Below are 22,386 nucleotides of genomic sequence, written 5' to 3' on the forward strand. Positions count from 1 at the left end.
TATGGAAACAAGAAAAACAAAAATCGCGTTAAAAAATGTACTTAAGCCTTTGCTGCTATGTACATTAGTACTTAATTTATTCAGTTGTGTAGAACAAAACAATGCAGCAAAAAACAACGCAAATAGTGCAACAGATACCAGTGAAAAGGTAGAAAGCGCTATTGATCTTACCGGAAAGAAAATAGGATATTGTACCCCATCACTAAACGCCCCATATTATCAGGCCTTATTACAAAGTATAAAAACCAATACCGAAAAAAATGGAATGGTCTTTTTATCTGCAGACGGACAAGATGATATTAACAAGCAAGTGGCTGCAGTAGAAGATTTAATTACCAAAGGTGTTGATGCCTTATTGTTAAACCCTAAAGATCCCGATGCTCTTGTAGGGGTTACCAAAGCTGCCAAAGCTGCCGGGATTCCCGTGTTTATTATTGATAGCTCTATAGATCCTTCTGCTGAATATGTTACTACAATTCAGTCTAATAATTTGGCCAACGGAGAATTGGCAGGAGAATGGGTTGCTAAAAAATTTGGAAACAACAAAATGAATATAGCCTTATTGAGTGGTAATGCCGGAAATCCAGTAGGAAAAACACGCAAGCAAGGTTTACTGCAAGGTATAGCCGAAGAGCAGTTACGCAGTTTGGGACATATCGATTTAAATATTAAAACACAAGCCTATACAGATTGGTCGTATGCAGGAGGCTTAAAAGCTATGGAAGATATTTTAGTAGCACACCCAGATATTAATGTGGTAATTACAGAATCGGATGTGTGTGTGTTAGGAGCAATTAAGGCCATTGCCCAAGCAGGAAAAACAGATGATATTTTAATTGTTGCCGGAGCAGACGGACAAAAGGAAGCTATTAAATACATTATGGATACAGACTTTTACGGATGTACAGCTATGAATAGCCCAGTGCAAATCGGTAAAAATGCAGTACAATACGCCATTCAATACATGAACGGTAAAAGAGACTTTCCTAAAACGTCATTTACACCGCCATTACTTATTACAAAGGAAAATGCCGCAAAACACTACGATCCTAAAGCATTATTTTAATAAATAAAACTCATTTGATATGCAAAATTCAGAAAGTGAATACCGCGTTGAAATGACCGGAATATCAAAAAGTTTTGGGGTTGTCTCAGTACTTGAAGGTGTAGATTTTAAAGTAAAGCATGGGGAAATTCATGCTTTACTTGGCGAAAACGGAGCCGGAAAATCTACCTTGGTAAAAATCCTTAGCGGGGTACACCAGAAAGATAGCGGTCAAATAAAACTCAATGGACAGGAAATAAGTCCTAAAAACACACATGAAGGTCAAGTTTTAGGAATTAGTGTGGTCTATCAGGAATTGTCTTTAGTCAATGACTTATCTGTTGCTGAAAATATTTATTTGCACAAATTAGGCGCAAGTAAATTCTGGATGAATTGGAAAGAAATAACTAAAGATGCGCAAGAATTAATAGATTCTTTAGGGTTTAAAATAGATGCCTCGGCAAGGGTTAGAAATCTAAGTATTGTTCAAAAACAAGTTGTAGAAATTGCGAAGGCCTTGTCAGAAGATACAAAAGTGTTGGTTTTGGATGAGCCAACCACTGTTTTTGATCCGACCGACACCCAAAAATTATTCGACAATCTGTTCAAACTAAAAGCGAAGGGGATATCTATTATTTATATCTCCCACCATTTGGAAGAAATTATTAAAATAGCAGATTCTGTCACCGTTCTAAGGGATGGGGTAGATACGGGTAGTATGGCAGTATCTGATACCGATACAGACGGCATTATTCGGTTAATGATCGGTAGGGAATTGAAAGATTTATACCCTGCACGTACTGTTGAAATTGGAAAAGACCCCATTTTTGAAGTTAAAAATTTAACGGCTAAAAATACACTAGTACACGACGTATCATTTTCAGTACGACCAGGTGAAGTGCTCGGAATAGCAGGATTGGGGGGTAGTGGAAGAACCGAAACGGCCAAACTTATTTTTGGAGCTGATAAAAAGAAATCAGGAACCATCCTTTTAAATGGAAAAGAAATAAATACAAATACACCCGTAAGTGCTGTAGGCCATCAAATTGGTTTTGTATCCGAAGATCGGAAGGAAGAAGGTGTGTTTTTGCCCTTGTCTATCCGACGTAATATTAGCGTTACCAGCTTTACATCTATCTCTAATAAATTTGGATTTATCAACGTTGATAACGAGTATAAAAATGTAGTGGGCTTAATTGAAAAATTAAATGTTAAAACCCCTAGCTCAGAAGTCAATGTAAGTAACCTAAGTGGGGGCAATCAACAAAAAGTAGCCTTGGCAAAATGGTTAAGTGTAGATAGTAAAGTAATTTTTATTGACGAACCTACACGAGGGGTAGATGTTGGTGCCAAAATAGAAATATACAACCTCATTAACGAAGTAGCTAAAAAAGGAGTAGGGGTTGTTGTTATTTCATCAGATATGCCAGAAATAATGGGAATTTCAGATCGTATTCTAGTCATGTACAAAGGCACTTTCTATGGCGAATTACCAAAGGAAAAATTTTCAGAAGAAAACATTCTACGTTATTCCATTGGAAAACCATTAAAATAAAACAATCTAATGCTTAAAATATTTGAATTATGAATTTAACAATTAAAGAACAACTAAGCAGTCCCGGAGGTGTGCTTAAATTTGTAGTAAAACACAATACGATATTCATTTTTATACTGCTGCTTATTTTTTCAGCCTTAATTTCAGATGTCTTTTTTACATCTACAAACCTTTCCAATTTATTAAAACAGGTATCGGGTATTGGTATTATTAGTATTGGTATGCTTATCGTTATATTAACAGGAGGTATCGATTTGTCTGTTGGGTCTATGGTTGCATTATTGGCCGTAACTTTTGCGATCTTAGTCAATATTGTGGTATTGCCTTTGGCTATTTTAATAACCCTTACCATTGGCTTTGGACTAGGGAGTGTATCGGGATATCTGGTCGCTTATCAAAAAATGGCACCATTTGTTGCTACGCTGGCCTTAATGACCATTGCTAGAGGACTAGGTTTTATTTATTCAAAAGGTTCCCCAATAACGTTTAAAACACCGGGTGGAGAGTTTATGTCTAATTTCGCCAATAATTCTACGCTAGGGGTACCTAATATTGCGCTTGTATTTTTCCTTATCGTTATTTTGACAATGGTAATGCTTCGTTACAATGTTTTTGGTAGACTTATTATAGCTATCGGTAGTAATGAAGAAGCTTCACGATTATCAGGTATTAAAGTAAATAAATACAAGTTTTTAGTTTATGCCATTTCAGGGGCCTTGGCGGCTACTGCGGCCATAATTGTAGCCTCTAGAACAAATCTAGGATCTCCTAATATGGGTATGGCTTGGGAATTAGATGCTATTGCCGCAGTGGTGATTGGTGGTGCAAGTTTAAATGGGGGTAAAGGTACTGCCATAAACACCCTAATGGGTGTACTTATCCTAGGATTAATTGGAAACATCTTAAATCTTTTAAATGTACCCTCTTATCCACAACAAGTGGTAAAAGGAGCAATCATTATTTTTGCCGTTTTACTTCAACGTTTTGAAAGCAAATAAATAAAGAGACAACAATGACTACTTATAAATTAAATAGCCTGAACTTATCTAAATTGAAAGATCAGGTTGCTATTCCGCAATACAATAGGGAAAAAATAAAAACGGGCATCGTACATGTTGGTATTGGTGGTTTTCATAGAGCTCATCAAGCTTTTTATACGGATCAATTATTAAATCAATCGGTTACAGATTGGGGAATTTGCGGGGTTGCATTATTGGATTTTGATACCGCAATATACAATACCCTAAAGGATCAAAATGGATTGTACACGCTGGTGGTTAAAGAACTGGATGGTTCCTTGACAAAAAGAGTTATTGGGTCTATTGTTGAGTATTTATTTGCGCCTGAAAACCCCATACGAGTTATGGAAAAAATGGCTAGTCCAGAAGTGCGAATTATCACATTAACCATTACAGAGGGGGGGTATAATTATGATGAAGCTACGGGGCAATTTGATTTTGACAATCCTTTAATTCAATATGATCTAGAACACCCACAAGCACCTAAAACAATTTTTGGATATTTAACTCAAGCCCTAAAACTGCGAAAAGATCGTGGATTAGTAGGGATTACTATTCAATCTTGTGATAATATTCAAGGGAATGGGCACATGACCAAAAAAATGCTCATGAGTTATGTGGGTGTTGCAGAACCGGAATTAGCACCTTGGATTACGAAAAATGTTTCCTTTCCCAACGCTATGGTCGACAGAATTACCCCAGCTACAGCGCCCATTGATATTGCCAATTTAAAAGAGACCTCGGGCATTGATGATGCATGGCCCGTAGTCTGTGAACCTTTTATACAATGGGTTATTGAAGACGATTTTATTGCGGGCAGACCCCCTTGGGAAACCGTAGGCGTTCAGTTTGTTGAAAACGTAATGCCCTATGAAGAAATGAAATTGAGTTTGCTAAATGCAGGCCATTCCGTGCTGGGCATTCTAGGTGCTTTAATGGGGTATACTACCATAGATGAACCTGCTAATAACCCCAACATACGTGAGTTTTTACGTAGCTATATGAAACAGGAAGTTACGCCAATTTTGAAAAGTTTAGAGGGTGTTAATTTACATAAGTATGAAGAATCCTTGCTGCAACGGTTTGGTAATATCTATATAAAAGATCAAATAGAAAGAATTTGTTCAGAGAGTTCGGCAAAACTTCCAATTTTTATTTTGCCTACCATAAATGCGCAACTCAAGCAAAAGGGGTCGCTAAAATATGCCGCCTTAGTTATCGCGGCTTGGGCTGTTTACAGTTTGGGGAAGGATGAAAATGGAAATGCTATAAACCGCAAAGATGTTATGCAAAATAATTTATTTGAAAAAGCGGTGGAAGCAAAGCAGGATCCCTCAGCCTTTTTAGAAATTCCATCAGTATTTGGTAAACTATACCAATCAGAAGCCTTTGTAAAAGCCTATACTAGCGCTTATCAAAATATTGTGGCTCTTGGTGTTGAAAAATGTGTGATGAATATGAACAATACTGTTTTAAAAAAAATGAAATGAAGAATATAGTATGCTTTGGAGAAATTTTATGGGATGTTTTCCCCAATCACAAAAAAATTGGTGGAGCACCTTTAAATGTGGCCATTAGATTGCAATCCTTAGATAATAATGTGGCTGTAATTAGCAGCAGAGGTAAGGATACTAAAGGTGAAAAAATAATCGAATTTATAAAAGAACAAGGTGTGGTAGTAGACCACATCCAAATTGATGAAAAACTAAAAACAGGCAAGGTAAAGGTTATGTTGAACCAAAAAGGTTCCGCATCCTATGACATTAAATTTCCGCGTGCTTGGGATAATATACAGTTAACCAAAGGTGCCCAAGAAATTACAAAACATGCAGATGCCTTTATTTATGGAAGTTTAATTGCAAGAGACGATACCTCAAGAGAAACATTGTATGCGCTCTTAAAATTGGCACCGTATAAAATATTTGATGTAAATCTTAGAGAACCCTATTATACTAAAGAAGTACTAAATTATTTGATGAATGCCGCAGATTTTATAAAATTTAATGATGATGAAATTTTTGAAATAGCCAAATTTTTTGGCAATTCGCCCAGATCCTTGGAGCAAACTATAAAATTTATAGCCCAAGAAACCAATACCCAATCCATTTGTGTTACCAAAGGCCGTCACGGTGCTATTTTATATTATAAAGGACAATTGTTTTACAATAGTGGTTATCAAGTAGAGGTGGTAGACACTGTGGGTGCAGGCGATTCGTTTTTAGCTTCATTAATCAACCAATTACTTAAGGGTGCTTCGCCTCAATATGCCATAGATTTTGCCTGTGCTGTTGGTGCTATAGTTGCTAGTCGTGAAGGGGCTAATCCTGAAATTAAAAAACAAGATATTGATCGGTTTGTCAATTCGTAACCTAAAAAATCACTTTGGTATAGTGGTAAACAGAACCAGAGTAGTATAAGTTCCCTAAATTTTACTATACTTTTTTTATGATAGTACTTTGTTATGTAAGAAGGAAAAGAAGGTCTTTTAGGCCTTCTTTTTTGTTGCAGTACGGGTTGCATTATAACACCCTATCTTTTTATTTAAACATTTACAGCTGTTTTTTATAGTTCTCCATAGGTATCCCTTTCGTTTTTATTTTAAAAAGATGTTTTGGAAGATTCCCCAAGCCACCATTTTGGTTTGACTTGCTTTTTAACCAGACCAAATTTTTTAACGGAATGGGTTTCAATATGCTTTATGACATCCGCTACGGAATCGGTCACAAAAAGCAGTTTCATATCTTCTGCACTGATACTTTCATTTTCAGCCATAACACGAATGTGATGGCACAGTTCCTTGTGGTATTCTGAATCGAAAATAACAATAGGAAAATCTTTAATGACCTTGGTTTGAATTAAGGTTAGCGCTTCAAACAATTCATCCAAAGTACCAATACCGCCTGGCATAACCACAAAGGCGTAGGAATATTTTACAAGTATTACCTTTCTTAAAAAAAAGTAGGGTATGTTAATCCAAGTATGTAAATAAGGATTGGGATGTTGTTCAAAGGGTAAAATAATATTGCATCCAACGGATTTACCACCGGCTTCAAAAGCACCTTTGTTAGCAGCCTCCATTATTCCAGGACCGCCGCCCGTCATGACTGTGAAACCCATTTCTGCTAAAGCAGCCCCAATTTTTTCGGCATTTTTATAATGTTCAGAATCTTTTGTAAACCGTGCCGAACCAAAGACCGTAACGCATGGCCCAATAAAGTGCATTTTTCGAAAAGCTTTAATGAAATTAATAAAGACTTTTGAAGCAAAGGTAAACTCTCTAAATCGAGATAATGGCCCTCTTACAAACAAAGACTCATCTGTTGAAAGCATTATTTTTTTATTAGTTTTCATACTGTAATTTTATAATTTTAATCTGTAATTCTGTTTCTATCAGTCACCTAAAACCTCATTTATAATTCCTTAGAAAGGATATCCAATATTCACTACCCAAATGGTATACCCCCCTTTACCAAAGTTTACCTTATGGTAAAAAGTAAACCTAGCAAAAAAATACGGAACAATAAGCGTACTATTTTTTGCTTTAAACAAATGGGCCAAACCGTTTCCTCTCTTTGTATTTTTTAAGTGGTCTTTTTATAACTCCAAACAGCCAAACCATTCATTACAATTGCGTACAACAAGGTTTTTATAAGTAGAGGCAAAATATCCAGAAATCCAGAACCTTTAAGCATCACCATCCGCATCACTTCTACATAATACTTTATCGGGTTAAATTCTGTTACTAGTTGTGCCCATGGAGGCATACTTTCAATAGGTGTAAATAAACCACTCATTAAAATAAAAATAACCACAAAAAACCAAGCAATAAACATGGCTTGTTGTTGCGTATCCGTAAAATTTGAAATGAATAACCCAATGCCCAATATCACCAAAATATAAATGGAAGTATAGGCGTACATCAACACTAAACTACCTAGCATAGGAACATCAAAAATAACCTTTGCCAGGAGCAATCCAACAGTTAACAACCCCATTCCTATAACCCAAAACGGAAAGAGCTTTCCAATAATAAACTGACTTTTCTTAATAGGGGTTACGTTAATTTGCTCTAAAGTGCCTATTTCCTTTTCACGAACTATATTCATTCCTGATAGAAATAAGGTAATCATTGAAACTAAGAGTACAAGAATACCTGGTACCATAAAGGTTTTGTAATTCAAGGTTTCGTTATACCAAAATAGAGGAATGGTTTCTATGCGAATGGCCTGTGTTTTCTGATCAGAAATTTGTTGTAAATCTACTTTTAGGTGTTGATTGTAATTTTGAATAATTTGAGTGATATACACATTTTCTACACCCGCTGCCGCACCATCAATGGCATTAATAGTAACTCCTACATGATTCTGTTTTTCTTTTTGTAAATCGCGTTCAAAAAATTGTGGAATATCCAAAACAACATCAATTTCCCCTTTGAGCATGGCCTTACTTGCTTGGCTGTTGGACGGAAAATTAGTGAATACATCAAAATAAGTAGAAGCCTGGAATTTTTCTATCAATGCTCGTGAGCTTACCGAATGATCATTATCTATAAAACCAAATTTGATATGTTGTACTTCAAAAGTGGCGGCATTTGAAAGAATTACCAATTGTAATAAAGGCAATACAAATATAATAGGAAGCATTCCTTTATTTCTAAAGATTTGCTTAAACTCTTTTTGGATGATATATAGTATTGTTTTCATATTTGTATTGAAGACAGACGCATTAACTGCTGTTTGCCATAGTGATATACCTATTTTTTATTCCAAGCGTATTTTGTACTTTTTTATACTCAATCCTATAAAAAATACCGTCATTCCAAATAAAATCAATGTTTCTTTCCATATAAATTGAATTCCTACTCCCTTAAGCATAATACCTTTTAGAATAATAATAAACCATTTGGCGGGTATAATATTACTGATGATTTGCAAGGGTAGGGGCATGCTTGAAATAGGAAATATAAAACCAGATAATAATATTACAGGAAGCATCAGTCCCATAAGGGAAATCATCATTGCTGTTTGCTGGGATGCAGAAATGGTTGAAATTAAAATACCTAAGGCCAGAGAACTAACTATAAATAAAACACTTTCTAAGCCCAATAAAAACAAGCTTCCCTGAACCTGCATATCAAAAATAAATAGGCTTAAAAGCACAATAACAATAGCATTGATAATGGATAGAAAAATATAGGGAAATACTTTTCCAAGAATCACTTGGAATGGCTTTATGGGCGAAACTAGCAGTATTTCCATTGTACCTAATTCCTTTTCTCTAGTAATGGAAATGGAAGTCATCATTGCGGAAACCAACATCAAAATAATAGTCATAACCCCAGGCACAAACATATATACGCTCTTTAATTCTGGATTGTACACCATCCGTGTTTCTGGTACAATTTGATACGCTATGGTCACCTCCTTATTTAATTCGTTTTGATACTTCTGAAGAATGGCATTTACAAAATTACTTATCGTATTTGCCGTGTTAGGGTCTGTAGCATCGGCAATAATTTGTACCGTTGCCTTGTGTTCTTTAATTAGATTTTTGCTAAAGTCTTTTTCAAAAGTTAAAACTGCTTTTACTTTTCCTTTTTTAAAAATAGTTTCAATATCCGCTTCTTTTTCAATAATTTGTTGAATACTGAAGTATTTGGAAGCCCCTATTTTATTGATAATTTCTTCTGTAGTGGCATCTTTAGAATGGTCAAGGATAGCTATATCTACATTATTAATTTCATTGGTAATCGCAAAACCAAACAACAAAATTTGGGCAATAGGCATTCCAAAAAGAATAAACAAGGAGCGTTTATCCCTAAAAATATGGTAGAATTCCTTTTGAATAAAGCCTCTAAATCTTTTCATACTAAAACCTAAATATTATACGGCATACAACAATTATAAATCGCTACTGAAAACTTATTTTCACCCCCGAGCCAATTTTAAAAACACATCGTTCATATTGGCAGCCTTAAACTGCTCTTTTAATTTCTTGGGGGTGTCTAAGGCTTCTATTCTACCATTAACCATTATAGAAACCCGATCGCAATATTCCGCTTCATCCATATAGTGTGTCGTTACAAAAACAGTAGTTCCACGGTTGGCTGCTTTGTAAATCATTTCCCAAAATTGTCGCCTTGCAATAGGATCTACACCTCCCGTGGGTTCATCTAAAAACACAATTTTTGGATCGTGAATTAAAGAAACCGAAAAGGATAATTTTTGTTTCCAACCTAAAGGCAAAGCACCCACCAAGGAATGCGCCACTTTTTCAAGTCCCAATTCATCTATTAAAAGGGCCGATTTTTCTCGAATTTGTTTGCGCGATAAACCGTAAATGCCACCGAAAAAGGTAATATTCTCCTTAACCGTTAAATCGTCATACAAAGCAAATTTCTGACTCATATACCCAATATTCCTTTTGATGTCTTCTGCATGTGTAAACACATCAAACCCCGCAACTCTGGCTTTACCAGAGGTAGGTGTAGAAATACCAATCAACATTTTCATAGCCGTAGTTTTCCCAGCACCATTGGCCCCTAAAAAACCGAAAATTTCTCCTTTTTCAACCTCAAAACTAATGGCATTTACCGCTGTAAAATCACCAAAAGTCTTGGTTAAGTGAGTTACTTGTATGACTTTGTTATGCTCCATTATTTCGCTAATTCCATAAAGGTGTCTTCAATAGTGGCAGCGGTAGCTTCAATTGCTAGCTGTCTTAGATCTTGTGATTCCAAATACCTCCTTAAATCTTCGGGATTAAAATTGGATCTACGGTCGGTATAATGAACAAACTCCCCAAAAGGATACACGCTGTGTTTGTGCTCGTAGGCTTTTAAGCTGTTTATTAGCGCATACATGTTAGATGCACCTACATTGTATATTTGCTTAGGATAATGCCGTACAATGGCTTCTGGGGTATCTATCTGTAAAATTTTTCCCGCTTGTATTAGTGCTATCCGGTCGCACAATGCAGCCTCATCCATATAGGGTGTTGAAACCAATATGGTAATTTCCTTTTCTTGCAATCGCTTAAGCATTTCCCAGAATTCTTTCCGTGATACTGGATCCACTCCTGTTGTGGGCTCATCTAAAAACAAGACTTTGGGCTTGTGAATTAATGCGCAACACAAAGCGAGTTTCTGCTTCATTCCTCCCGATAATTTTCCTGCTCTACGGTTTTTAAAAGGAGCTATTTGTACGTAGATGTCTTCAATTAACTCGTAGTTTTCTTCAATGGTTGTTCCAAAAATAGTTGCAAAGAAATTTAAATTTTCTTCCACAGTTAGGTCGTGATAAAGGGAAAATTTCCCGGGCATATAACCCACACTTTTTCGAATATCCTTATAGGCAGTAACCACATCATAACCCGCTACTGTTGCCTTACCTTCATCTGCAAAGAGGAGGGTGGTTAAAATCCGAAATAAGGTTGTTTTACCTGCCCCATCAGGGCCTATCAGTCCAAAAATCTCTGCTGGCTTTACCGCAAAGGAAATATCCTGTAAGGCTTTTACATTTTTATAGGTTTTTGATATGTTTCTTACAGTAATTCCCATTTATTTGAAATAGGTATGATACACTTTTATAATTTCTTTCATACTTTCCTTTAGTTTAGAGGCAACGGTAGGCCTAAGGTGAAAACTACATATTTCATTGGTGTACATATTAGTAATTTTTCGTTTCAGTCTTGTTTAGCCATAGTTCTGCTGGCATTCCTATTTTAAGGTTACCATCATTTTTTACATTAATTTTTAGGGCGTAGACTAAGGCAACCCGCTCTTCTTTAGTCTGAATTATTTTTGGTGTAAACTCGGCTTCCGAAGCTATCCACCCAATAGTACCTGAATAGGATTTCATACCGTTGGCATCATCAATTTTCACCCATACTTCTTGGCCAATACGGATAGCAGCCAATTGGGTTTGACTAACATAGACACGCAATTGCATGGTATTTAAATCGGCAATTTTATACAGGGGCTTGCCAAAAACTACAATTTCATTGGGTTCTGCGTACTTGGTTAAAACGGTACCCTCTATTGGATTTACGATTTTGCTTTTCTGAATTTGGTCGTCCATTTGTTGGAGTTGTACATCTATCGCTTTCAATTCATTCACCACTGGCGCATTCTGTATTTCTACACTTCTTATTTGATTTTTTATAACGCTAATCTCTCCTAAAATATCATCCAACTGCTTTTGAGTTCCGGCATTCTCCTCGAGAAGGTGTAGGCTGCGTTCTTTGTTGGTATTTGCTGTTTTCAATTTGGCGTTCAGTACATTGATTTGCGACAAAACCCCCTTTGATTTTGAACTAATAACCGCCTTAGAAACCACCAATTGTTCACGTTGTAAGGCCAGGGGAATGGTATCTATATACCCTATGAATTGTTTTGATGCTAGTTGGTCCCCCTCGTTTATAGCAAACGCCATTAATTTTCCGTTATTTTCAGCGGATATGGTAATTTCCGTCGCTTCAAAATTACCATATCCATCTGCTTTACCCGTATCGTTACCACAGGAAAACAGCGTGCTCACTATAAGGCTTATGCCTAAAATATAGTTGTAGTTTTTCATTTCAAAATAATTAGAGTCCATGCAGGACATTGTAATTTGCTTTTGCAAGTTGTAATTGAATTTTATGGGTAATCAAGGTATTTTCATCCGCATATAAATTGGTGAGTTCTGTGATATAGGCCGAGGCGGTAATCACCCCATTTTTTAGTTGTGAATCAGCGGAACTAAGCACCTCTTTTCTTAGGTTGATGATGGCTAGATCCGTAGTAATAAAGCTTTCAATTTTAGCAATTTCCTGTTCTTGTTGATCCAGCGCTATGTTGGTATTTAATGTAAAAGCCTCGGTCTCAGTGTCTACAATATCTTTGGTAATCGTTAGAGACTGCCGTTGTTTTTTATTCGCATTCCAATCAAATACCTTCCAGTTTAATTTAAGGCCTACGGTATAAAAGGATTGAAAAGAATTATCGAGCATATTGAGTCCTGGGTTTCCATATCCGCCAGTTGCAAAACCGAGTAGCTTTGGCGAATTTTGCTTGGCGAGTAAAACTTCATTGCTTTCAATCTCCTCCTTTTTAAATTGAAACAATTTCAATTCGGGACGGTTTATTTGGCGATCTAAGGGTGAGATTATTTCAGGTTGATGAAAGCGTGTATTAGCGTCTAAAGGGTGTCCAATACTGCTTGCCAAAGTTGCTATTAAGGAAGCTGTAGTGCTTTGTACAGCTATGGTTTGTTGTTTTAGTTTTAGTAGTTCTGCTTCAAGAACCTTGTCTGATGCAGGTAAAATAACTCCATACTTTATGCCCGATTGAACTTCTCCTAATTTGGCTTGCAATTGCTTTTGTTTGGCAGCTAATAAGGCATTGGTTGCTTGTGACAATAGGATTGAAAAGTACAATTGATTCACCTTTTGTTTTAATTGGTATAGGTTTACAGCAAGTTGTTTTTGTTTGCTTCTATTTTGAGCCGATTTTAGTTGTAGGGCTGCCGCTGTGGCACCCCCGTTAAAAATAAGCTGATTTACAGAAAGGGTTGCTCTATATTGATCTTTATTCAAGGGTTCTACCGTAGTATTTGGAATCGGAATTTCTATTACATCCGATTGATAAGTAGCCTGAGCATCCAAATTTAATTGGGGTAATTTGGCATTAGATATAACCTCTGTATCTAACGCATATTGGGCATCTAATAGTTGGGCTTGCTTTGCCAAGGGATAATTTTTTGCGATAAAACTGTAGCATTCCTCCAAAGTAATGCGCTGTTGTGCTATACTGGGAAGCGTTGTTAGAAATAAGAGAATTAGTAGAACAGCTTTCATTTTAAGCAGGCTTTATAGCGTTAATAATAAAGTTAGAAACTTCTGTTTTTCGGTCTTCCATTAGTTGTTTAAAGGTCGTCGAATCTGTATCTGTAAAGGCCATAATTAAAGGCTTCGCTACAAACGGAAAAATATTAAGCGCCATGATATTGATAAATAATTGTTCGGCACTTATAGGCTTAATACTCCCATGCTCCACTTCATAAGCAACTTGCAGCTTAAATTTTTCAAGGTTTGGAAAGCCAGTATTCTCTTTGAGTTTTGCAATAAAATCGGGATTCCTATTCAATTCCTGAATAATAAAATTGGGCAAATACGGATGCTTTATAATAAAGGTGAGGTAATCTGATGTAAAATTTCTGATTTTATCTTCAATGGACGAATCATCGTTTAAAATAGCATTTAACTGAGGTGCTAAAAGGGAAAATGCATTTTTAAAAACGGCTTCAAAAAGCAATTGTTTGCTACGGTAATAATAGTGAAGCATGGCCTTATTAATTCCCGCCTTATCCGCAATCTCTTGCATACGGGCACCATCCATTCCTTTGGATTGAAATACTTTTTTTGCAGCATCCAATATTTGTCCTTCTGTATTTTCGTCTTTTGTTCTCGCCATTTTAACTATTTAGTTTAACCAACTGGTTAACAAAGATAGTAAATATTTAATTAGGGAAAGAAATCCATTACATTAATAAAAGAAAGCGGGGAGTGGTGGCTATAAATTAAGTAGCGGCACTACCTATCTAGTCAAAGCTATGCCGCTGTTCTTGGGTAGAAGAGGAGTTTAAGAGCTTGTTAAAATCTCGTATCCCGTCAAAATTATTGGAAATTTCTGAAGAAAGGGCAAGCCCTGAAATTCCCGCTGTTACTAGGGCGGGTACATCTACTATGGTGATGCCTCCAAAACCTAAAATGGGTGTTTCGGTCTGTAGGGCTTCGGTAATGGCAGTATAGCCATTTACGCCCAAAACCAAAATTTCCTTGGTACTTTCTCCTTTAAAAGGACCTAGGCTGATATAATCAACTTCCTTGGCTACCAATGCCTCGCACTCTTGCAAGTTATTTGCTGTTGCCCCAATCATTTGCCAGGGATATAGCTGTTTACGCACTAGCGTAGGGCAGGGGGCTGTGGTTTCCAAATGGACTCCATCTGCCTTTATGGCCTTGGCTATTTTATAGTGTTCGTTAATGATTAATCTTGTTTGAAAATGTGATGTAATTTTTAAAGCCGCCGTAGCTAGTTTTAAAAATTTCTTTTCTGATACATTTTTATAACCCAATTGTACCAATTCTACTCCAGATGTACAGGCTTTTTGAATGTTGTCTAGCAGTTCTTTGGGAGAATTTCCCTCGGCGATATAATGTAGTTTTGGTATCAGCATGTCTTGGTTCTTGGAAACGAATTATAATGAGCTGCAAAAATACAATTATTAATAGGACCCAAGAACCCCAAGTACAACCAATGTTTACCGCCCTTGAATTATTGCTATCTTTAGTACATCTAGCGCGGAGGGGCAATCCTTTTTCTAAGCAATACAACAACTCTAAAGAACGAGACCTATGTTACAAAATGTTTTAATAGCACGTGAAATATACGCATCAGAAGAACATCAAATGATGCAAGAAATGATTCAGGACTTCATTCGCAATGAAATTATGGATCAGATCGATGGATGGGAAGAAAACGGAATGGTAAGTCGCGAAATATGGCTACGCGCCGGAGCATTAGGTTTACTCTGTATAGACATGCCCGAGCAGTATGGCGGTAGTGGTCTAGATTTTAGTTATAGTGCGTTATTTATTGAAGAATTAGCAAAAAAAGGAATCAGCGGTCCCGGTTTTTCTTTGCATTCTGATATTGTGGCTCCTTACCTCTTAAAGTATGGAACTGAAACCCAAAAGCAGAAATACCTGCCCCCAATGGCTAGAGGCGAGCTCATTACATCCTTAGGCATGACCGAACCAAATTGTGGCAGTGATCTTAAAGCCATTACAACAACTGCTGTAGATAAGGGCGACCATTATGTAGTTAACGGACAAAAAACCTTTATCACCAATGGGTATATGAGTAATATGAGCATTGTAGCCGTTAAAACCCAGCTAGGAACAGCCAAAGAAGGCCTGTCGTTATTGCTAATGGAAAGCGATACCGCAGGTTTTGAGAAAGGTATCCCATTTAAAAAAATTGGAATGAAAGCCCAGGATACTTGCGAATTGTTTTTTGACAATGTAAAAGTGCCAAAAGATAATCTCTTGGGAAAAGAGGGTGATGGATTTAAAATGATGATGTCAGAGTTACCTAGAGAACGCTTAACTGTTGCTCTAAATGCCATTGGTGGGGCAGAGGGAGCTATTAAAAATACTATTGCCTATACTTCTACAAGAACCGCTTTTAAACAACCTATTGCCCAATTTCAAAATACCCAATTTAAACTTGCCGAATGCGCAACACAGTTACAACTGCATCAGGCTTTTTTAGACCGTTGTACCCTGTTGTTATCAGAACAACGCCTAACGGCAGAAAGCGCTTCTATGGCCAAATACTCCGCTACAGAAATGCACGGTACTGTTGTAGATGAATGTTTGCAGTTATTTGGAGGCTATGGCTATATGTGGGAATACCCTATTGCCCGTATGTATGCAGACAATAGGGTGGCAAGAATTTATGCCGGCACCAATGAGATTATGAAAATACTTATAGCCCGGGGTTTGTTTAAAGAACTGTATCAAGAGCTAAAAGCGTTGAAAAATAAGAAGTGAGCTACCAGACAATAACCATCGTTTCAATAAATACTCCATAAAGTTCCATTTTGGCAGGCGGTAGCCACAGTCTAATTTCTGCTCTTATTTTTTTAAACCTCAGATAATTTATTTAATTTCAGCAATTGCTACCTTAAAATACGGTTTCAAATAAGGTGCATTTATAAGTATTAAAATATCTGAAAAAATCAAAATTAATTTCAATTTAAAGAAGTAGGTTTGCACTTTTTTTAAAGTAAAATTTTCCAACCAATGGATAACTTAATTACGTTTTCAATTACTGTATTTACAGGATTTTTCGCCATCACCAATCCGATATCAAACATGACAGTGTTTGTATCCTTAACACAGGGTGCCGATAAAAAAACGAAAAACGATATCAATAAAAGAGCAAACTTTATAGCCTTTATCATTGTAACCGTTTTTGTGCTCTTGGGTAAGTTTATTTTTGAATTGTTTAATATCAGTATTCCCGCCTTTAAAATTACAGGTGGAATCCTTATCTTTTTTATTGGTTTTGAAATGCTACAATCCAAACAATCCAATGTAAAAAGCATTAAAAACGTTAACATTGATGAAAACATTGCGGTATCTCCACTGGCTATTCCAATTTTAGCGGGACCAGGAACTATTGTAACCGCTATGAATTTTGTGTCTAAAGTACAACCCATTCACATCGTTTTAGTCATCGCTATATTCGCATTCATGAGTATCATTACCTATCTAACCTTTAGAGCTAGTGACCTGATTGTGCGTTTGGTTGGCAACAATGTGATCTCCGTAATTGGGAAAATCATGGGATTAATTATTGCCATTATTGGTACAGGAATGATTATACAAGGAATTAAAATATCCTTTAATCTAATGTCCTAAGAATACTTTCTAAAGCGAATAATAATTACAATAAAGGTTGTAGCACTTCCCAAACATTCTGCGCCACTATTTTATGCCCAGCAACATTGGGGTGAATACCATCATTTTGATTTAGATCTGCAATACCGCCTACATCCTTTAATATAAAGGGTACCAATGCAAGGGTATTGTCTTCCGCTAGATCTATAAATAGGTTTTTAAAGCCAGTGGTATAGTCCAATCCCATATTTGGTGGCAATTGCATGCCTGCAAGTACAATGGTAGTTTCCGGACTCTTTTCTTTGACCACATTAATAATGGCTTGTAAATTAGCTTTGGTTTCCGTTAGGGCTACGCCACGCAAACCATCATTGGCACCAAGTTCTAAGAGAAAGATACTAGGCTTCTGTTGTATTACCCAATCAATTCTGCTTTTCCCGCCAGCAGTTGTTTCGCCGCTTACACCAGAATTAATCACCGTATAATCCAAGTCTAAACTGTCTATCTGTTGTTGCAATACCCCTGTATAGGCATCATCCGTATCATCTAAACCATACCCTGCTGTAATACTATCCCCAAAACACAAAATAGTTTTACTTACCGTAATTGGTGCTACCGACTCTTTTGCCTCTACTTCAGTGGTTTGGGTATCTGTTGTATTTTTTGGATTCGCTTCTCCACAAGAAATGGAGAGCAGCGCTATAATAAAATAACAAAACTTTAGGAGTTTCGGAGCCATTCTAGTAGGTACAATTGAATGCAATTGATTATTTTGGGCCTTGGACATAAGTTGGTCTTTTAAATTAAAATTTACATGTCAAAGATATTAAAGATTGCTGGGTTGGAAAAAACTTATAGCAGTGGTAACAAACAATTAACGGTTTTGCAAGACATCTCTTTTGATGTTGCCCAAGGACAGACCTTCTCTATTGTAGGTCCATCTGGAAGTGGAAAGACCACCTTGCTTGGGCTTTGCGCAGGCTTAGATGCCCCCAATTCCGGTACGGTAGAGTTGTGTGGACAAGATTTAAACGATTTAAATGAAGACCAACGAGCACAGTTGCGTAACAAAGAAGTGGGATTTATTTTTCAGAACTTCCAATTGTTACCAACCCTGACCGCCCTTGAAAATGTGAGTGTGCCTTTAGAATTACAAGGGTCTAAAGTAGCCACAAAGAAGAGTAAGGCTTTGTTAGAAAAAGTAGGCCTAGGAGACCGCATACACCATTATCCGTCCCAACTTTCGGGTGGGGAGCAACAGCGGGTAGCCTTAGCACGGGCTTTTTCCAATGCCCCTTCCATTTTATTTGCAGATGAGCCTACCGGAAATTTAGATGAAGAAACCGGGGAAAAAGTCATTCAGCTATTGCTCGATTTAAATACAGAGCGTGGCACCACCTTGGTGATAATTACACACGATTTGGAATTAGCCAATCGCACGCAACAAATCTTAAAGCTAAAAGGTGGAAAAATAGTAACCAATGAACCTACCGCTGTACTGTGAAAAACTCCAATTTTAAGCAAAATATACAACTAACATGGCTTTTTAAAATGGCTTGGCGCGATGCCAAAGCCAGTAAAGTGCGACTGTTATTATTTATGGCATCCATTATATTGGGTATCGCTGCCGTGGTTTCCATTCAATTGTTTAGTACCAATTTAAAGGAGAACATCCAAAGTCAGTCTAAAACCTTGATGGGAGCCGATTATATTATCGACTCTAAACAAGAACCTACGGAGCGCGCACAAGCAATCATTGATTCTTTAGCACCTGATGCTTCCGAGGTCAATTTTGTATCTATGGTAGCCTTTTCTAAAAACGGAGGCACCAAATTAGTAAAAGTACGTGCCTTGCAGGGCGACTTTCCCTTTTATGGTACCCTAGAAACCCTTCCTGCCGTTTCGGCCGCGAGTTATCAGGAATCTGGTGGCGCTTTGGTAGATGCTACCTTAATGCTCCAATTTAATGTACAAGCCGGGGATTCTATAAAAATAGGAGAACTAACACTTCCTATTGCTGGGGCCTTAAAATCCATTCCAGGAAGTTCTGCCATCACCAGTTCGGTGGCACCGCCTGTGATTATACCCTTTCGCTATGTTGCAGCAACAGAATTGCTACAGTTTGGGAGTCGCAAAGAATATCAGTATTTCTTCAAGGTATCAGATACTTTAAATTTAAGAGTGCTCGAAAACAAACTAGAGCCCATTTTGGATCTAGAGAATGCAGACATACAAACCCATACTGGAGCCACGAGGCGCTTGGGGAAACGCTATGATAATGTGGGTAAATTCCTGAATTTAACGGCCTTTATCGCCTTACTTTTGGGCTGTATTGGTATTGCCAGCTCTGTACATATTTACATGAAAGAGAAGTTGAGCGCCATTGCCGTTTTAAAATGTATGGGCGCCTCACGCTTGCAAAGTTTTCTGATTTTCCTGATCCAAATTGCAGGGATTGGTATTCTAGGCGGACTCTTGGGCTCGCTCATAGGCATGGGACTGCAACTGCTATTTCCGTACCTTTTAAAAGACTTTTTACCCTTTACCTTAGATGTTTCCATCTCTGCTGAACCACTATTTATTGGGGTTTTCCTAGGACTCTTCATGTCCGTTTTGTTTGCCTTATTGCCTCTATTGCGCAGCTGGTATGTATCGCCCTTAGACGTATTGCGAGTAGATGAAAATGCACCGCAAGAACCCTTAAAAATACGTTTTCTCGTATTTGGCGCTATTTTAATCTTCCTATTTCTATTTGCCCTTTGGCTTATTCAAAGCACCCAATATGCCTTGGTATTTGTTGGAGCAACGGTGATTACCTTTGTACTGTTAGCAGGAGTTGCAATAGGCTGTATCCGACTCATTAAACGTTTTTTTCCAAAACAATGGCGTTTTACGTTCCGCCAAAGTTTACTCAATTTGTTTAGACCCAACAACCAAACGGTGGTATTGGTCGTTGCCATCGGTTTGGGCATGTTTCTAATAAGCACCTTGTATTTTTCCAAAGATATCCTCCTAGCAAAAACAACAGTAGGAGAGACCACTCAAAATGCAAATATTATTATCCTGGATGTACAACCACAACAACGCAATGAATTAGCAGCAAGTATTACCAGCAAAGGCTTGCCGGTACTTAACAATATTCCACTGGTAACTATGCGCATGCATAGTATTAAAGGGCGACTCGTAAATGACATCCGCCAAGATAGCACAAGGAGCATTCGAGGATGGATTTTAAATCATGAATTTAGAACCACTTATCGAGATACGCTGGTGGCTTCGGAAGAATTGCAAAAAGGGGAGTGGACGCCTAGTTTAAAGCCTAATGATCCAGTGGTCATTTCTATTTCAGATAATATCGCAGCAGATGCTCGTATTACCGTTGGGGATACTATTGTTTTTAATATTCAAGGCGTACTTATGGAAACTACTGTGGGTAGTATCCGAACGGTAGATTGGTCACAGATACAACTCAATTTTAGCATTGTATTTCCTACCGGTGTTTTGGAAGAAGCGCCACAGTTTAATGTAGTAACAACTGCGGTTCCTGATGAAGCTAGTTCTGCCAGCTTGCAGCGCGATTTGGTACGTAGCTTCCCCAATGTGTCTATAATCGATTTACGACAGGTGTTTACCCTGGTAGAAGGGATTCTAGACAAGGTATCTTGGGTCATTAATTTTATGGCCTTCTTTAGCATCCTTACCGGTATTATTGTGTTGATAGGTTCTGTCCGAACCAGCAAATACCAACGCATAAAAGAAAGTGTGTTGTTGCGAACCCTAGGTGCCAAAAACAAACAGATTTTGCAAATTACGGCCTTTGAATATGTGTTTTTAGGCCTCTTAGGCAGCTTGGTTGGGATTCTATTAGCCTTGGTGAGCAGTTTGTTCTTGGCGGTATTTGTTTTTCAAGAACCCTTTGTACCGTCTATTATTCCGGTACTGGTGTTTTTACCGGGCATTACCCTCTTGGTTTTAGGAATTGGCTTAAGCAACATCCAAACCGTATTAAAGAGTTCTCCCTTAGAGGTGTTACGAAGAGAAGGCTAGTGTTTGGCAGCCGGCAATTCAAAAAATTCATTTGTCATTCTATCCAGCATTTCTGATACCTTGGTTCGGTTTTCTTGGGTAGGTTTGAGGTCAATAAATTTTCCAATGATATTTTTATTTCGGTAAATAATCATGGTGTTTTCTGCGGCAGGATTTATTTTATTGAGATGGACGTCCGAATGGGTGTCTACAAAGGAAGGCACAAAGGTTAATGCAATTTTTTCGAGCTGCAATGTCTTTCCCAGTTCCTCCAATTCTAGCTGTCTTTTGGCTTTGCTGTATTCGTTTTCATTGCCATACACAAAATACGCCTTTAGGTATTTTTCACGCATAATACTTTCTTGCTCTAAAAATAGCAGCCATTTTTTGATATCACTCCAATTGGGATTGTTGCCTACAAAATAGACAATACCGTGATAGCGGCCGTATTTACATACGGGGCAGGCAATGGATCCCTTGTCTGGGCCCCAAGCATGGAAGGGTGTAAAGGAAGGATTGTCTTCCCCTATTTCAAGGCCCGATTGTAGTTTTAGCGGCCGTTTATCAGGATGATTAGGAATATGGAGCCCTAATATAATAGTGTGTTCCGCCACCTGCAGCTCCCCATCTTGCAATACGCGTAAAATACCACTGCCTCCTCTATTTTCGAGTTTCTTCCGTTCAGCTCCTGTCAGTTTTGGATCATCATCAAATACCAAACCATCTGAATAGTAGGGATCACCAATCTCAGGTTCTTTGATAGACAGATGAATATGCGCTGGCATTTCAGAATTTGGATAATTCCCGGGTCTTATGGTATATATGGCGTAGTTTCCTTGGGCATCAGATTGTACCCATCCCCGAATACCACCATGCCGTTTTGATTCTCCTTGGCCACCGGAATAATAACCTTTGCTATCGGTTTGCCAATAATAAACAATAACATTGGGTGCTGGAGTTTGTCCATCTAATTTTAATATTTTCCCTGTAACCAACAGTCGTTGCCCGGTGTCATTCCAAGCCGAACTGCTATCTATAGCCGTTATGTTTTTGGGCATACCTACAAACATCAATTCGCAGCCGTCGCAACCACCGCCTACAATTTTATCGGGACTGCTTGGGGCTGCTGTTTCATTCTTTGTTTGCCCATTACAACTTGTTGCCAATAGCACAAGAAAAAATAATCCAATACCTATTGCTCTTTTCATAGTTTTCGATTTTTGTGAACCGTAAAAGACCACTAAATCTTGTGTTTATAAAAGCGAAACAGCTGCAAATTGGGTAGTAGGAGT

Annotated in this window: 20 protein-coding genes; 9 read left to right on the forward strand and 11 right to left on the reverse strand. The window is 37.6% G+C overall.

From position 1 onward, the window contains the following. The first annotated feature begins 1 nt into the window (after position 1). The 5 genes from MWU65_RS06410 to MWU65_RS06430 are packed head-to-tail and all read left to right on the forward strand — an operon-like array spanning position 2 to position 5,987. Positions 2 to 1,066 (forward strand): substrate-binding domain-containing protein, encoded by a 1,065-nt coding sequence (locus MWU65_RS06410; protein WP_247076357.1) that lies wholly within the window; start codon positions 2 to 4, stop codon positions 1,064 to 1,066. Between the two features lie 19 nt (positions 1,067 to 1,085). Continuing rightward, positions 1,086 to 2,600: a sugar ABC transporter ATP-binding protein gene (locus MWU65_RS06415; protein ID WP_247076358.1), complete on the forward strand. Its 1,515-nt coding sequence runs from the start codon at positions 1,086 to 1,088 to the stop codon at positions 2,598 to 2,600. 29 nt (positions 2,601 to 2,629) lie between these two features. Beyond that, positions 2,630 to 3,598, forward strand: a complete 969-nt coding sequence (locus tag MWU65_RS06420; protein WP_247076359.1) for an ABC transporter permease — start codon at positions 2,630 to 2,632, stop codon at positions 3,596 to 3,598. 14 nt (positions 3,599 to 3,612) lie between these two features. Next, on the forward strand, positions 3,613 to 5,109 hold the full coding sequence (locus MWU65_RS06425; protein ID WP_247076360.1) for a mannitol dehydrogenase family protein: 1,497 nt from the start codon (positions 3,613 to 3,615) through the stop codon (positions 5,107 to 5,109). After that, positions 5,106 to 5,987 (forward strand): carbohydrate kinase, encoded by an 882-nt coding sequence (locus tag MWU65_RS06430; RefSeq protein ID WP_247076361.1) that lies wholly within the window; start codon positions 5,106 to 5,108, stop codon positions 5,985 to 5,987. The genes MWU65_RS06425 and MWU65_RS06430 overlap by 4 nt, the downstream gene beginning before the upstream one ends. 230 nt (positions 5,988 to 6,217) lie before the next feature. Here MWU65_RS06430 and MWU65_RS06435 read toward each other — a convergent pair whose 3' ends face one another. The 9 genes from MWU65_RS06435 to MWU65_RS06475 form a co-directional block, all read right to left on the reverse strand. After that, entirely contained in the window at positions 6,218 to 6,970 is a 753-nt protein-coding gene (locus MWU65_RS06435; RefSeq protein ID WP_247076362.1) for a TIGR00730 family Rossman fold protein, read from the reverse strand. A gap of 230 nt (positions 6,971 to 7,200) precedes the next feature. Next, a complete protein-coding gene (locus tag MWU65_RS06440; RefSeq protein WP_247076363.1) occupies positions 7,201 to 8,322 on the reverse strand; it encodes an ABC transporter permease in 1,122 nt (373 codons plus the stop codon). A gap of 57 nt (positions 8,323 to 8,379) precedes the next feature. Further along, positions 8,380 to 9,486: an ABC transporter permease gene (locus MWU65_RS06445; RefSeq protein ID WP_247076364.1), complete on the reverse strand. Its 1,107-nt coding sequence runs from the start codon at positions 9,484 to 9,486 to the stop codon at positions 8,380 to 8,382. A 60-nt stretch (positions 9,487 to 9,546) separates the two neighbouring features. Then, positions 9,547 to 10,275, reverse strand: coding sequence for an ABC transporter ATP-binding protein (locus MWU65_RS06450; protein WP_247076365.1), 729 nt, complete (start codon positions 10,273 to 10,275; stop codon positions 9,547 to 9,549). After that, entirely contained in the window at positions 10,275 to 11,177 is a 903-nt protein-coding gene (locus MWU65_RS06455) for an ABC transporter ATP-binding protein (RefSeq protein WP_247076366.1), read from the reverse strand. Before MWU65_RS06455 ends, MWU65_RS06450 begins: the two co-directional genes overlap by 1 nt. Positions 11,178 to 11,286: 109 nt before the next feature. Next, positions 11,287 to 12,195, reverse strand: coding sequence for an HlyD family efflux transporter periplasmic adaptor subunit (locus tag MWU65_RS06460; RefSeq protein WP_247076367.1), 909 nt, complete (start codon positions 12,193 to 12,195; stop codon positions 11,287 to 11,289). Between the two features lie 10 nt (positions 12,196 to 12,205). Then, the gene (locus tag MWU65_RS06465) at positions 12,206 to 13,456 is read right to left on the reverse strand and encodes a TolC family protein (protein ID WP_247076368.1); all 1,251 of its coding nucleotides are present in this window, start codon (positions 13,454 to 13,456) and stop codon (positions 12,206 to 12,208) included. 1 nt (position 13,457) lies between these two features. Further along, positions 13,458 to 14,072: a TetR/AcrR family transcriptional regulator gene (locus MWU65_RS06470; protein ID WP_247076369.1), complete on the reverse strand. Its 615-nt coding sequence runs from the start codon at positions 14,070 to 14,072 to the stop codon at positions 13,458 to 13,460. 127 nt (positions 14,073 to 14,199) lie between these two features. Continuing rightward, positions 14,200 to 14,838, reverse strand: a complete 639-nt coding sequence (locus MWU65_RS06475) for a thiamine phosphate synthase (protein ID WP_247076370.1) — start codon at positions 14,836 to 14,838, stop codon at positions 14,200 to 14,202. A gap of 178 nt (positions 14,839 to 15,016) precedes the next feature. On the opposite strand from MWU65_RS06475, the gene MWU65_RS06480 reads away from it, so the two are divergent. Continuing rightward, positions 15,017 to 16,216 (forward strand): acyl-CoA dehydrogenase family protein, encoded by a 1,200-nt coding sequence (locus MWU65_RS06480; protein WP_247076371.1) that lies wholly within the window; start codon positions 15,017 to 15,019, stop codon positions 16,214 to 16,216. Positions 16,217 to 16,468: 252 nt separating this feature from the next. Next, positions 16,469 to 17,089, forward strand: coding sequence for a MarC family protein (locus MWU65_RS06485; protein WP_247076372.1), 621 nt, complete (start codon positions 16,469 to 16,471; stop codon positions 17,087 to 17,089). A 25-nt stretch (positions 17,090 to 17,114) separates the two neighbouring features. Here the strand turns inward: MWU65_RS06485 and MWU65_RS06490 are convergent, their stop codons facing one another. Then, positions 17,115 to 17,855: an arylesterase gene (locus tag MWU65_RS06490; RefSeq protein WP_247076373.1), complete on the reverse strand. Its 741-nt coding sequence runs from the start codon at positions 17,853 to 17,855 to the stop codon at positions 17,115 to 17,117. 27 nt (positions 17,856 to 17,882) lie between these two features. Between MWU65_RS06490 and MWU65_RS06495 the strand changes: the two genes are divergently transcribed. Together MWU65_RS06495 and MWU65_RS06500 are read left to right on the forward strand one after the other, a co-directional pair. Beyond that, positions 17,883 to 18,572, forward strand: a complete 690-nt coding sequence (locus tag MWU65_RS06495; protein ID WP_247076374.1) for an ABC transporter ATP-binding protein — start codon at positions 17,883 to 17,885, stop codon at positions 18,570 to 18,572. Positions 18,573 to 18,619: 47 nt separating this feature from the next. Beyond that, complete coding sequence (locus tag MWU65_RS06500) at positions 18,620 to 21,115, forward strand: FtsX-like permease family protein (protein WP_247076402.1); 2,496 nt, start codon at positions 18,620 to 18,622, stop codon at positions 21,113 to 21,115. Here MWU65_RS06500 and MWU65_RS06505 read toward each other — a convergent pair. Further along, positions 21,112 to 22,302, reverse strand: a complete 1,191-nt coding sequence (locus MWU65_RS06505; RefSeq protein ID WP_247076375.1) for an intradiol ring-cleavage dioxygenase — start codon at positions 22,300 to 22,302, stop codon at positions 21,112 to 21,114. The genes MWU65_RS06500 and MWU65_RS06505 overlap by 4 nt on opposite strands. Between the last annotated feature and the right edge of the window lie 84 nt (positions 22,303 to 22,386).

This window comes from Cellulophaga sp. F20128 (genome assembly GCF_023015805.1).
In the GTDB taxonomy this organism is placed as follows: Bacteria; Bacteroidota; Bacteroidia; order Flavobacteriales; family Flavobacteriaceae; genus Cellulophaga.

What these genes read in the sequence shown, in the direction of transcription:
- MWU65_RS06445 (WP_247076364.1), bottom strand. Translation starts at nt 9,486, where the DNA reads ATGAAAAGATTTAGAGGCTTTATTCAAAAGGAATTCTACCATATTTTT.
- MWU65_RS06485 (WP_247076372.1), top strand. Translation starts at nt 16,469, where the DNA reads ATGGATAACTTAATTACGTTTTCAATTACTGTATTTACAGGATTTTTC.
- MWU65_RS06450 (WP_247076365.1), bottom strand. Translation starts at nt 10,275, where the DNA reads ATGGAGCATAACAAAGTCATACAAGTAACTCACTTAACCAAGACTTTT.
- MWU65_RS06430 (WP_247076361.1), top strand. Translation starts at nt 5,106, where the DNA reads ATGAAGAATATAGTATGCTTTGGAGAAATTTTATGGGATGTTTTCCCC.
- MWU65_RS06410 (WP_247076357.1), top strand. Translation starts at nt 2, where the DNA reads ATGGAAACAAGAAAAACAAAAATCGCGTTAAAAAATGTACTTAAGCCT.
- MWU65_RS06420 (WP_247076359.1), top strand. Translation starts at nt 2,630, where the DNA reads ATGAATTTAACAATTAAAGAACAACTAAGCAGTCCCGGAGGTGTGCTT.
- MWU65_RS06440 (WP_247076363.1), bottom strand. Translation starts at nt 8,322, where the DNA reads ATGAAAACAATACTATATATCATCCAAAAAGAGTTTAAGCAAATCTTT.
- MWU65_RS06475 (WP_247076370.1), bottom strand. Translation starts at nt 14,838, where the DNA reads ATGCTGATACCAAAACTACATTATATCGCCGAGGGAAATTCTCCCAAA.
- MWU65_RS06500 (WP_247076402.1), top strand. Translation starts at nt 18,620, where the DNA reads ATGGCTTGGCGCGATGCCAAAGCCAGTAAAGTGCGACTGTTATTATTT.
- MWU65_RS06490 (WP_247076373.1), bottom strand. Translation starts at nt 17,855, where the DNA reads ATGTCCAAGGCCCAAAATAATCAATTGCATTCAATTGTACCTACTAGA.
- MWU65_RS06495 (WP_247076374.1), top strand. Translation starts at nt 17,883, where the DNA reads ATGTCAAAGATATTAAAGATTGCTGGGTTGGAAAAAACTTATAGCAGT.
- MWU65_RS06435 (WP_247076362.1), bottom strand. Translation starts at nt 6,970, where the DNA reads ATGAAAACTAATAAAAAAATAATGCTTTCAACAGATGAGTCTTTGTTT.
- MWU65_RS06425 (WP_247076360.1), top strand. Translation starts at nt 3,613, where the DNA reads ATGACTACTTATAAATTAAATAGCCTGAACTTATCTAAATTGAAAGAT.
- MWU65_RS06470 (WP_247076369.1), bottom strand. Translation starts at nt 14,072, where the DNA reads ATGGCGAGAACAAAAGACGAAAATACAGAAGGACAAATATTGGATGCT.
- MWU65_RS06460 (WP_247076367.1), bottom strand. Translation starts at nt 12,195, where the DNA reads ATGAAAAACTACAACTATATTTTAGGCATAAGCCTTATAGTGAGCACG.
- MWU65_RS06480 (WP_247076371.1), top strand. Translation starts at nt 15,017, where the DNA reads ATGTTACAAAATGTTTTAATAGCACGTGAAATATACGCATCAGAAGAA.
- MWU65_RS06415 (WP_247076358.1), top strand. Translation starts at nt 1,086, where the DNA reads ATGCAAAATTCAGAAAGTGAATACCGCGTTGAAATGACCGGAATATCA.
- MWU65_RS06465 (WP_247076368.1), bottom strand. Translation starts at nt 13,456, where the DNA reads ATGAAAGCTGTTCTACTAATTCTCTTATTTCTAACAACGCTTCCCAGT.
- MWU65_RS06455 (WP_247076366.1), bottom strand. Translation starts at nt 11,177, where the DNA reads ATGGGAATTACTGTAAGAAACATATCAAAAACCTATAAAAATGTAAAA.
- MWU65_RS06505 (WP_247076375.1), bottom strand. Translation starts at nt 22,302, where the DNA reads ATGAAAAGAGCAATAGGTATTGGATTATTTTTTCTTGTGCTATTGGCA.